Here is a 12,020-nt window from a genome sequence, read left to right as displayed (position 1 = left end):
CTTCAAGGTTGATTCTCAGAACAAGCAACGTTTATATACCAGACGATGAAAACAGATTCCAGGGACCGACTCAATCTGGCACTCCGTGCCTCGAACGAGGGTGTCTGGGATTGGTACGTTGGCGACAAGGACATTTATTACTCGGATCGTGCGCTTGAATTTCTCGGCTACGACGCCCAGGCGGCTCCCAATCTTGCCATCGACGCCAAGAAATACCTTCACCCCGATGACCTCGAAAGCTTCGAAACCTCATTTGAGCAAGCCCTCACCCCGAACAACAACGACCTGTTAGCCGTCGACCTCCGCTACCGCCACCCGGACGGATCCTGGCGATGGTTCCGCGTGCGTGGGATCGTCATCCGCGACTACAACCAGAAAGCCATCCGGATTGTTGGTTCCGTCATCGATATCTCCAAACGCAAAAATGCGGAAACCGCGCTGGAAGAAGAACGACACCGGCTCAAACAACTGGTTGAAAACATTCCGGTCAATATCTACTACAAGGACACAGACTCACGGTTTGTGCTTTCCAACAGCTCCACAGCGGAAAAACTCGGAGCGGCTTCAGTCCAAGATTTGTTAGGAAAAAGCGACTACGATTTTTTTGACGCCTCCCATGCGGACATCGCTCGCCAGAACGAACTCGAGATCATGCAAAGCCTCGAGCCTCAGATCAATGTGATTCAATGCGAAACATGGGAAGGCAAAGATGACACTTGGGCGGAAACTTCAAAACTACCGTGGCTCGATCACAAGGGCAATGTCCAGGGGATCTTTGGCATCACCAGTGACATCACCAAACTGGTCAAGACCCAACGGAAACTCGCCAGAGTCGCCAACGAACTTCACCACCGTAACCAGGCGATCGAAGAGGAACTCAAGCTCGCCAGAGAAATTCAACAGGCGCTCCTCCCCCTCGGACTGGATGAACACACCTTGCGTGGATACGACCGGGAAATTTCCTTTGATTGCCGGTATGCCCCGGCATCCGATCTGGCAGGGGACTTCTTCGAAATCATTCCCATTTCACAACACAAAACCGGCATCCTGATCTGCGATGTCATGGGCCACGGTGTCCGATCCTCACTCGTGGTTTCCATGTTGCGCGGGCTGATGGAAAAAGAGAGGGACGCGGCAACCAGCCCGGAATGGTTTCTTTATGGCATCAATGACGGCTTGGTTTCCATCCTTGAGCGTGCCAATGTCACGCTCTTCGCTACCGCAATCTACTGTGTGGTTAATCTGAAAAAGGCAACCCTCACCTATTCCTGTGCCGGGCACCCGGCTCCAATCATCATCAAAGACGGTAAAGCCCGCCAGGTTCCCATGAACTCGGGCAAAGGAAACCCCGCACTCGGACTGATCGCCAAAACCCCTTATACCAGCAAAACGATCCCCCTCGACGAACTCGACCGACTGCTCCTCTTCACCGACGGGCTCTATGAAGTGGAGAATGAAAATAACGAAGCCTTTGGCATCGAACACATCCTCCAAAGCCTCCAGGCATCGAGCTCAGAGAAACTCGGCAACAGCCTCGACACCTTGCTCGCCTCTGCCCGGCTCCACTCCAAAGACGGTGAATTTGACGATGACGTCTGCCTGCTGGCGATGGATGTGCACTAAAGCAAATCGCTCAGCTCGGCCCCACCCACAGCCTTGGTAGAAAAGATGTGAGGCTCGATTCCGGTCTCTTGTTTATAATTGCGGCTCATCGCTTCCATCACGGACTCCGCTTGCTCAGCCCGGGCCAAAGTAACCGTGGAACCCCCGAATCCGGCTCCCGTCATCCGGCTGCCGAGCACACCACCGGCCTCGCCGATGTGCCATGCACCCTCAACCATGATATCGAGCTCCCGGCACGATACTTCAAAATCATCACGCAGCGACAAGTGACTGGCGCGCATCAAGCCGCCCACTTCATCCATTTTGCCACGCGCAATCGCCATCGCCGCCTTCTGGGTGCGCTCAATCTCCGTGATCACATGTCTGGCACGTTGGAACACCACTTCGCTCATCTCACCTTTCGCTTCCTCCAGGTCCGCCATCGACACCTCGCGCCAGGAGTCCTTACCCAAAATCATCAAGGCAATCTCCGTTTGCTTTCGCCGATTGGCATAACTGCCGTCGCTGAGCTCATGCTGAATTTTCGTATCGGCAATAATCACCGCCACCGACGTGTCCGCCAGTGGAATCGGTTGCGCCTGCTGTGACCGGCAGTCAATCAACACCACGTGATCAGGCTGGGCAAACACCGAAACAAACTGATCCATGATACCACAGGGAACCCCGGCAAATTTTTGCTCGGCCCGCTGACAAAGCAGGGCTTTGTTTTTCGGATTAATCTCAATCCCCAAAAGACCTTCCACCAGCGTCGCCAAGGCCACTTCTATCGCCGCCGAGCTCGACAGTCCGGCTCCGAGCGGAATATTGGAATGCACCACTGCGTCAAAGCCAGGCAAAGGCCACAAATCCTTCAATCGAAAACCGTCCAAGACCCCGCGGATGTAATTGGCCCAGCGAGGCTCTCCCATCACCGGGTCTTCATCCACCATCACAACAGCGGGTTCCCCGGGAAATAAGGTCGATACCATATTCGCCTGTGAAGTGCCGTTGGGTGCGGCTGCAATCACGATATGCCGGTTGATTGCCAAGGGCAGAACAAAACCATCACAATAATCGATATGCTCACCGATCAGGTTCACCCTGGACGGCGCGGATACCATCCAAAACGGGTCGATCCCGAATTCTTCCACAAACTTTTCCTTGGCTACTGATTGTAGCTGCTGAAAAGCATCGTCATTATGCTCAATCATTAGATTACCTCGTTGGTCGTCCATGACTTACCTGATCGTCACACAACCACCAGCCAAAAGAGTGCCATGAGTCAAATAATCGCGACAGCGTGACCCACTCGGAAATAAAAAACCCGGCAAGCAGGCCGAAGCCCACCCACCGGGAAACGATAACACAATGAAGAGTGGTTTATTTGCGGCGACGCATCAGCAGGCCCATGGCACCGAGACCAAGCATGGCGGCTGAAGAGGGCTCAGGGATAGAGTCAATAATTTCCAACCTCAGAAAGCCCTGATTCGCCAACGTTGTATCATAAATTAAATCGTATTCCTGACCAGCTTCCAGTCCATTGACCGTCACCGTGTTAAACTCATAGCCAGAGCCTACACCTTGGTAATTGGAAAATTTCTCTACTCCGGTAATCAGGTCGAAGGATTGACCTATGGTTGGAGCGACAAGAAAATCCACGACCAAATCAGGGGTACTCCCCATCCGGACTTGTAACGAATTTCCTGTGATCGTTGAGTGATTACCAGCCCCATCAATCTCAAAGCCAAGGCTCGTCCCATTACGCAATTGCAGGACCTCCAGCGTGTTACCCGCAAAGATAGCCTCTGCCGAAAAATAAAGGGAGGCGTCAGTTCCAGAAGCCAGGTCCAAGGTCGTCACAACGGAGATCGTTCCAGAATTATGGATGAGGGTGCTACCCCTGATATCCAATTTACTATCAGCGCTCAAGGTTCCTCCGGCATTCACATTAATCGTTCCATTGTGATTGAGTTTACCGTCTAGATCCAGATGTAAGCCACCATCAATCGTCATAGATGCCCCACTTTGGGTGTTTTTGAGCTCTCCACCGGATTTGATTGCCACCGAATTCCCCGCACTGATGCTCATTGCCGCCCCGGAAGCGGCTGTCGTTTCCAATGTTCCACCGATGGATGCAGTTCCTCCTGTCACCGTAGCCTTTCCTGCAGTTAACGTTCCCCCCCCCGTCGAGGTGTAAGTTCCATTATGGATATTGAATGTCGAGGCACTGATCGAGCCCGCCGACTGAGTCAAGGTTCCAGTTCCCGTCTGGCCAACGTCAAGCTGGCTCACATTGGTCAAACTCCCGCTGCTGTTCCAGGTTAATGAACTGTTGGCTCCACTCACCCGGCCAATGATCAAGTTTTCCGTCCCTGAGCCATTGTTGTTCGTCCAGGAACTGGTATCTTGAAAGGTAAAGTGAACATCATCAAGCCGCACCGCAGAGTTCACGTTGGCAATAAAAGCACTCGAACCTTTAAACGTGATTTCCAGATCATTCACCTGACGATCCTCCAGCTGCGCTGACTGATCTATCACCTCACCGATATGCACACCCGTGGTAGGCAAGGCATCATAACCTGGAGCCCAATTCCCACTATTCTGAATGCTGCCATCACCTGCAGAGTTGTCAAAAGTTAGCACTGCCCCTGTGCAAAGAGGAGCAAGAGCAACAAAAGGCATGCCGATGATGAAGCTAAGAGGGGAAGCCAATTTCATAGCTATCAACCTATTCAGACACAGACGGTCAGGCAAGCGATCATTTTACCGCCATATCGTTCATTTTCACTCAAATCACACCCAGAAAAAACCCGGCAAGCAGGCCGAAGCCCACCTACCGGGAAACGATAACACAATGAAGAGTGGTTTATTTGCGGCGACGCATCAGTAGGCCCATGGCACCGAGACCGAGCAAGGCGGCTGAAGAGGGCTCGGGGATGATTTCATACTGAACTTCGAATTTTAATAACTTGTAATCTAATCGGGCGTAATTCGTTCCCTTATACTTAAAATTCAAAACATCATCCTCTTCAATGCTCAAGCCTGTTAATGCCATCGTTCCATCAGATGCATGAATCATTCCATTGGTCACAGTCCCATTATTTAACCAATAATCCATTTGCTTGCCATCGCTGTTACTAGACTGGGTATAGTAAGTCTCTACGACTAAAATATCGGTAACCTGAACCGTTGGATTATCAGCAAGTATATCAAAATTGCTGAATGTAAAATTCATTTCTTCATCTGTAGCCCAGCGCGTTTTTTCCTGTGAACCAGCAGTTCCAGCCCCAGGGGCATACGAATCTGTAGAATCTTTCCATGTTACATCTGTAGTAGAGCCATTACTCTCTACCCCCCTCAAGGTCAGATCAAAAGAAGTTCCAGATAAAAGCAAATCACCCGACAACGCTCCGATATCAACCTGAGATGAAAATTGAGCTGCCGATGTAAGATCATTTCCCGGATTGTGTCCAAAGAGATTGATAACGTTGAACTGTACAGTCGCAGCCTGGGTAGGCGCCACCATCAAGCAACCGCAACCAGCCAAAGTCATTATTTGTTTCATTTTCATTATACGCTATGGGTTTACCAAGGGGATCATAACCCACTCATGCACAATACAATCAACTGATTATTTTACCTCCCATCGTCAATTTTACACAGGAGGCATTGCCTGCTCCCAATATAAGCCATGTCCGAAAAGTAAGCTTTGAACGGATTATCAGCCCCTGATAACCGACAGCCATATCAAAGCAGAACGCTCCGATTTGAAGTACGCCCGAAGAATGGATCGGCTCTCAGCGATCCTCTTTAGTAAAACACGTTGATTCAATGAGCCCGATTCCGCTTACACCCCGGCCTCGGCTTTGGCAGCTTTGACCGCACGCTTACGCTCATGGGGGTCGAGGATGCGTTTCCGTAGGCGCAAATGGCTCGGGGTCGCCTCCAACAGTTCATCATGGGCGATATACTCAATGGCCCGCTCGAGGGACATCTTAATGGGAGGGGCCAGGCCAACGGTGATTCCCTTGGTTGCCGATCGGTGGTTGGTCAAACTTTTCGCCTTCACCGGGTTGACCGGAAGGTCATCTTTACGTGGGTTTTCTCCAATGATTTGCCCCTCATACACTTCCTCACCAGGAGCGACAAAAAGCTTCCCTCGCTCTTCAAGTGGAAGCAAGGAATACGCCATGGCGGTTCCCGTCGACATACTCACCAGTGTTCCGGTGTTACGGGTATTGATATGCCCGCAGTGAGGTGCGTATTCTTTAAACAAGTGCGACATCACCCCATGACCACTGGTCAGGTTCAGAAGCTCAAATTCAAAACCAATCAGTCCACGGGTAGAAATGGTGGCTTCAATCGTGGCGCCGTGGGCATTGGTTCCCATGTCCTCGATCCTTGCCCTGCGATTGGCCAGAGTTTTCATCACGCCTCCGGTGTATTCATCCGGGACCTCGACAAAGAGCGTTTCAAACGGCTCCTCAACCTCTCCGTTTTCTCCCTTGTGGGTAATCACCATCGGACGTGAAACCAGGACTTCGTATCCTTCACGGCGCATCGTTTCCACCAAAACGGAAATTTGCATCGCGCCACGGGCAGCCACTTCAAACACCCCGGCCGCATCCGTATCATTGACTTCAATCGATACGTTGGTTTTCACCTCACGCAACAGTCGCTCACGAATCGCCCGGGAGGTGACGTGTTTACCTTCGCGACCACCGTAGGGGCCGTCGTTAATGGAAAACTGCATTTTCACCGTTGGCGGATCAATTTCCACGAAGGGAAGAGCTTCGGCCTCAGGGTCAGCAGAAAGCGTTTCACCAATATCGATATCTTCGAATCCGGCAACACCCACGATATTTCCGGCTTCCCCTTCGGCGGATTCCTGGTTCGACAAACTGCTGTATTCAAAGACCTTGGTCACCTTGCCCCGGACCTGGGTGCCATCTTTGCGGATGAGGAAGATACTGTCCCCTTTCTTCACGGAACCGGATTGCACCTTACCCAGTGCCACACGGCCGACGTAATCATCCCATGAAATATTGGAGGCCAACATCTTGAATGGAGCCTCGGGGTCGGAATCCGGTGCCTCCACATGCTCCACGATCGTTTCAAGCAAGGGCAACACATCCTTCTGCTCGTCATCCAGTGATTTGACAAAAAAACCGTTTTTGGCGGAGCCGTAAACAAAGGGGGCTTCAAATTGCTCTTCCGATGCCTCAAGCTCCAGAAACAGTTCAAGCACCCGGTCATGCACCATTTCCGGGACGCTGTGCTCGCGGTCGATTTTATTCACGACCACAATGGGGGTAAGCCCCTGCTGCAGGGCTTTACGCAATACAAAACGCGTCTGGGCCTGAGGGCCGTCATGGGCATCCACCAATAAGAGCACCCCATCGACCATCTTCATCACCCGCTCAACCTCGCCACCGAAGTCGGCGTGTCCGGGGGTGTCCACGATGTTGATGGTGTAATCGTTCCACTTCACCGACGTATTTTTCGATTTAATGGTAATCCCCTTCTCACGCTCAAGGTCCATAGAGTCCATCGCCCGCTCCCCGGCTTGCTGGTGTTCACCGTAGGCTCCTCCGGCCTTCAACAGCTCATCCACCAAGGTCGTTTTCCCGTGGTCGACGTGGGCAATAATGGCGATATTACGAATATTCTTAGTCATGGCACAAAAAAGGGGGTGGTAAAAAGGTCAACAAAAACCCGGTCGGCAGCGCTGAAGGGCCGTGGGCGAGCGCGGAGACTCCTTGATTTCGAGGAAATTGCAATCCCGAATCTCAAAAAGACCGCCAGCAGTCCGGGAATCAAAATCCCACACCCGCCCGCAATGCACCAAATTACAATATCCCCGGTCACTTATACTTGTCGTCATCTGATTTTTTCGTCATAGTTCGCCCAATCAACCTACCCTATCATGTTCAAACGCATCGGCAATCTCATCAAAGGCTTCCTCGGCCTGTTCATCGGCGGTATCGAAAAACGCAATCCAGAAGCCCTTCTGGATGTCGAAAAAGAAAACCTGCGCAAACAAATATCCGAGTTCAACAAAGGCCTGGCCACCCACGCCGCTCTGGTCGAAAAACTCATCTCCCAAACTAAAAAGCTCGATAAACAGGAAACCGAACTACGCGCCAAAACCACCGCCAACCTCAAAGCCGGCAACCGCCAGGCAGCCGGTGAACTCGCCATGAAGCTGCAAACCGTCGATAAAGAACACGACGAAATGGTCAAGCAACTCGAAGGTGCCGAAGCCCGTTACAAAGAACTCGTCCGAGCCCGCGACGTCAGTGTCAAAACGGCCAAAAAGAAAATCGAGGAGCTTTCCCGCAATATCGACGATATGAAAGTCCAGAAAGCCATGGCTGAACTCAACGAAATGGCTTCCGGTATGGTCACCGAGATCGGAGGATCCGGCGACACCCTGAACCGACTCGAAGAAATGGTCGAAGACGAGCGCAACAAGGCCGCCGGCCGCGCCCGTGTCGCCCGCGACTCGATGGACATGGATGATATCAACATCAAGGCTGCCGAACAGGACGCCCTCGCCGAGATGGCCCTCGCCGACTTTGCGGCAGCTGAAGGCATCGAGCTCGAATCCACGGAGCCCAAAGCAAGCGAGAAAGAGAGCTCTACCGGCACCACGAAAAGCACGATGGGCCCAGGTGTCAGTGAGTAGAACCTACCCAGTCCCCGGCTTCCTGTCGTGCGAAGCCCGAACTCTGCTTCCAGCAAAGTAGGACAGGATTCCATCCTGTCGACAAGCCAAGGAACAAACAAGTCTCCTCGCCTTACCCCATAATACCAAGTAGCAAAACAGACGGGACGATTGCCGAGATAAATTTCTGTTTTGGCAAGGCGCGACGATGGAATGGTGCGGGCACCATGACTGAGGAGAAACGCAGCCAGAACAGAAATTTATCCGGAACTCTGGTAGACCACGAAGTGCATTTCCTCACAGCTTTAAAACTTTCAATCGTCTCATCTGTTTTGCGGAGTGGTATAAGGGCCGGCAGGTTAGAAACCGGCCCTACAATCATTCTCCAACCGGGGACTGGGAAGTCCCCGCCCCATAATCGTAACAACGCAGCAGCACCTCCCGGATATTTCCATGGTGCTCGCGCCACCAGCTGGGTAAATGCTCGGAGAGCGCCTCAACTTGTTGGGGTGCCAACTCATGCACACAGCGGATGAGCAGCTCCATGTTGGGTTCAAATTCCAACAGAACCGGCAACTTCCCCCGACGATGGCGAGCCACAAGCACACCGGCCGCACTGGCCGTGCACTGATAAAACCGACGTCGCTGCAACCAGCCAAGCTGTTCTTCACCATCGAGGATGACGATCTTCCCCGAGGCGTCCTCAAGCGCCTCCCAAGCGATCTCATCCAGCTCCCTCGACTCCCGGTTGAGAAACAAACGCAGCACTTCGCCCCCCTGCTCCATCAGACGTTTTTCCCAGGCGTCCAAAAAGGTGGTTTTACCCGAACCATGCGGCCCGATCAAAGCTCCACGTTGCCCCAGCTTCGTCCAGCGATCCTCGATTGCCGACCAACTCGTCCCCGACCACTCGGGACGAAAGACAAGCAACTGCTCGACCCGGTCTGTTGCAAAAGGGTTATCATGCGCCCTCATCACTCTTTTATGTACGTGATTCGCTACCGCTGACGGAACCACTTTTTCTTTCCTCCACCGACCTGACTATTCTCCACTGGCTGCAAATGTATTTCCCGCCCGTCAGGCGTCAATTGGAATACATAACTCTCGGATTCCTGGTCAGGCAATAACACCGCCTCCAATGCCCAGATCAAGGAGACCAAGGTGCCGGAAAAACTGTAAGGGCTGTTGGGCAGAGTAAACGCAAATGACCCCTCACCCTGGTTTGCCGGCCACTCGAGCTCTTCGATCACCTCGATATCCTGGGTCCCCTTGCCACTGGTATACCAGAACAAGCGAAACCCCACCGTTTTAGCGTCACTGGTCGGCGTCCATTGCAGTTTTCCGGAAATGGTATCCCCCGGAGTGAATGCAGTGTGGTTATAATCAACTTGGATTTGAAAATGGGCTGACATCGTTTTTGTTAGTGTTGGGGAGTAAAATCGGGGGCCACGACCTCAAGCGCATAGGTGTCGTTGATATCCGGCCAGAGGGCAATGTCCCCCTTGACCACCAGCGACCACTTGATCTCATGATGCTGACTCTTCCAGCTCGGCATCGTGTTGACGGGAACCACACACTGCAGCTCGCCCCGGGACGCCTGCCTCGGATCCGCAGTCTCAAAGAGCAATTGCTCAAAAAACACCTCGGTGTCCGTTACCGTGTTGGTTCCCCGGCGGTACTGGGCTTCTTCCTCCCCCACCAGATAGAGACGGAATTGTTTCAAGCGCTGGGCTTTACTCGGAATCCTCCAACGAAGGGTGGCAGACCCCCCCAAAGTAAGCGCCCCCGGCTTAAGCGTGATGCGCGGAGACGGATTAAACAGCGCAAGAAACGAATACATGCTGAACACCATGGTCCCGAGACCGACCAATACAAATGGAATCAGAAACACCATCAAAAACCATTCCGGGTTACCAGCCAACCATCCTTTGACCGCGATCGTGACAAACACCGAAACAATCCCGTTCCAGAACAGGGCAAAAAACAAAATGCCCAGCAGCCCCTTCACCCGGCTTCCCGACGGGCTAAAGGTTTTTTCGCCGGACACAGATGAGCTCCCACCACCATGAAAGGCATCCCTCACTCCGGCTTCGTGCCGCAAGGAACTTGTTCGGCGCCCCAAAGCATCACTACTACTCAACTCCACCGACGCCTTGGCCCGCTTTTTATACAACCACCATAACCCGCCAAAGCCAACCGCAAGAAAAGGCAGCGGGAACAGAGCAAACAACGCCCACCAACCGAGATCACGATGCAACAATGCCTGCCAGGGTTTTTCCGGATTCACATAACAAACAATCTCTTTTCCGGCAGGATGTTGATTTACTTTTTCCTGCTTGCCGGAGCGGCCGCTCGAACTTCCCGAAAAAATGTCCACCGTGTTGGATTTATATTCCTTCTCCTGATACTGATAGCGGTAAAAAATATCCACACTGTAGGTTGTGCCATCGTCACTGCTATGGGATTGTACCCGACTCCACTCCACCACCGCCGGTGTCTCATCCCACCCCCGGGCATCCTGGTACTTCATCCCCTGGGGCAGCACGACAAAGAGCAGCACACCGAGCCCCGCCAAGCCAAACAACAAGAAAAAGGGAACCAAGATCACATTCGGTGCCCCCTCCTCTCCACTGGATTTGGATGACAGCGGCGCATTCTCCTGCTTTTTCATCCAGCGACTGCTAAACATAATCCCAATACCAATCGCTACAAAACCTCCGCCAAACAAAGCAAACACCAAACCACCCCAAAGGTCATCGGATTCGGCAAGCAGAACGGCTTCGCCTGGTTGGTCCGGGTTGACATAACACCGGGACAAATCCCCGCGGCGGTATTGCTCGATCAACTCCCCTAAATCTTCATAATCATCCTCCCCCTTCTGACTCACCCATACCTTGTCGCCCTGATACGATTGCCCTTCCCATTCATACGTGAACTCAACCTGAGGTTGGAATGCGGGATCCAGCTTCGGATCCGACTTCACTTCAAAACGCGTCAACTCACAATCCACCGCCGGCCAAGTCGATCGATGCACCGCCTGATAGGTGGATACCAAACCAACCACGACGAAAATCGAACTGAATGCCGTCCAGATCAAGCCAAAGACCAAAGCGCCTTTGCCGGACATTTGCTTTTGATTGCGAGCCATAAGTGAAGGGCGTTGAATTAAAAACTAGCGAGCCTTGATCACCGAAGAACCGGCAAACATATCATGCACACAACGCTTGTCGGATGAGAAAATACAGATGGCATCAATCAAGGCAAAGAGCCAACCAACGAAGGGAAGGTGCATGATTGCCTGAGCCAGCACATAGCGTAATCCAATCACCTTACCAAAAGGAAGAAGCTGATAGGTCTCATAATCGACGATCTGAATCCCCAAGACCTTTTTACCGATGCTCTGGCCGGAATTCACCAAAAGATACCCATTCAAAGCCACATAAGCCACGACCCCGACAACTGCAGTCAGCACAGTCCAGGTCCACGTCCCACTCATGACAATCATTTTGTCCAGCATGGTACCGCTTCCCGACATATCATCCAAATAAATCACTAAAAACACTACAGGAATAAACACCACGGAAAGAATCAAATTGTCCAAAATCAAGGCACCCAATCTGGCCCAACGGGATGCGAGTTCGACATAGCGGGGAGCTTCTTCATTGGTGATATTTTGCACATCTGTCTGCGGCGCAAGATACGGATTTTCTGACATGGACGCAGACTGATAAGCCCCTGCTCCAACAACAAG

The 12,020-nt window shown here is 52.3% G+C and carries 10 protein-coding genes; 2 read left to right on the top strand and 8 right to left on the bottom strand.

The features are described 5' to 3' along the window. Positions 1 to 45: 45 nt before the first annotated feature. Positions 46 to 1,623 carry a SpoIIE family protein phosphatase gene (locus tag HW115_RS05800; protein ID WP_178931654.1) on the top strand — a complete coding sequence of 526 codons (1,578 nt, stop codon included), beginning with the start codon at positions 46 to 48 and terminating at the stop codon, positions 1,621 to 1,623. Here the strand turns inward: HW115_RS05800 and galK are convergent. The 4 genes from galK to typA form a co-directional block, all read right to left on the bottom strand. Further along, positions 1,620 to 2,837: a galactokinase gene (gene galK, locus HW115_RS05795; protein WP_178931653.1), complete on the bottom strand. Its 1,218-nt coding sequence runs from the start codon at positions 2,835 to 2,837 to the stop codon at positions 1,620 to 1,622. The genes HW115_RS05800 and galK overlap by 4 nt on opposite strands. Positions 2,838 to 2,982: 145 nt before the next feature. After that, the gene (locus HW115_RS05790) at positions 2,983 to 4,320 is read right to left on the bottom strand and encodes a PEP-CTERM sorting domain-containing protein (protein WP_178931652.1); all 1,338 of its coding nucleotides are present in this window, start codon (positions 4,318 to 4,320) and stop codon (positions 2,983 to 2,985) included. Between the two features lie 148 nt (positions 4,321 to 4,468). Further along, the gene (locus HW115_RS05785) at positions 4,469 to 5,173 is read right to left on the bottom strand and encodes a PEP-CTERM sorting domain-containing protein (RefSeq protein ID WP_178931651.1); all 705 of its coding nucleotides are present in this window, start codon (positions 5,171 to 5,173) and stop codon (positions 4,469 to 4,471) included. A 276-nt stretch (positions 5,174 to 5,449) separates the two neighbouring features. Beyond that, entirely contained in the window at positions 5,450 to 7,279 is a 1,830-nt protein-coding gene (gene typA / locus HW115_RS05780) for a translational GTPase TypA (RefSeq protein ID WP_178931650.1), read from the bottom strand. Positions 7,280 to 7,528: 249 nt separating this feature from the next. On the opposite strand from typA, the gene HW115_RS05775 reads away from it, so the two are divergent. Beyond that, a complete protein-coding gene (locus tag HW115_RS05775) occupies positions 7,529 to 8,290 on the top strand; it encodes a PspA/IM30 family protein (protein ID WP_178931649.1) in 762 nt (253 codons plus the stop codon). Between the two features lie 357 nt (positions 8,291 to 8,647). Here the strand turns inward: HW115_RS05775 and HW115_RS05770 are convergent, their stop codons facing one another. Genes HW115_RS05770 through HW115_RS05755 form a run of 4 tightly spaced genes read right to left on the bottom strand, consistent with a single transcriptional unit; the run spans position 8,648 to position 11,984 of the window. After that, positions 8,648 to 9,244 carry a hypothetical protein gene (locus tag HW115_RS05770; RefSeq protein WP_227021303.1) on the bottom strand — a complete coding sequence of 199 codons (597 nt, stop codon included), beginning with the start codon at positions 9,242 to 9,244 and terminating at the stop codon, positions 8,648 to 8,650. A 23-nt stretch (positions 9,245 to 9,267) separates the two neighbouring features. Further along, entirely contained in the window at positions 9,268 to 9,681 is a 414-nt protein-coding gene (locus HW115_RS05765; protein ID WP_178931647.1) for a hypothetical protein, read from the bottom strand. Between the two features lie 8 nt (positions 9,682 to 9,689). Beyond that, positions 9,690 to 11,417: a DUF3592 domain-containing protein gene (locus tag HW115_RS05760; protein ID WP_178931646.1), complete on the bottom strand. Its 1,728-nt coding sequence runs from the start codon at positions 11,415 to 11,417 to the stop codon at positions 9,690 to 9,692. Between the two features lie 24 nt (positions 11,418 to 11,441). Beyond that, entirely contained in the window at positions 11,442 to 11,984 is a 543-nt protein-coding gene (locus HW115_RS05755) for an RDD family protein (RefSeq protein ID WP_178931645.1), read from the bottom strand. Positions 11,985 to 12,020: the final 36 nt, after the last annotated feature.

This window comes from Oceaniferula marina (assembly GCF_013391475.1).
Classification (GTDB): domain Bacteria; phylum Verrucomicrobiota; class Verrucomicrobiia; order Verrucomicrobiales; family Akkermansiaceae; genus Oceaniferula; species Oceaniferula marina.
The sequence above is the reverse complement of the archived record's forward strand: the minus strand, read 5'-3'. Positions and strand labels throughout refer to the sequence as shown.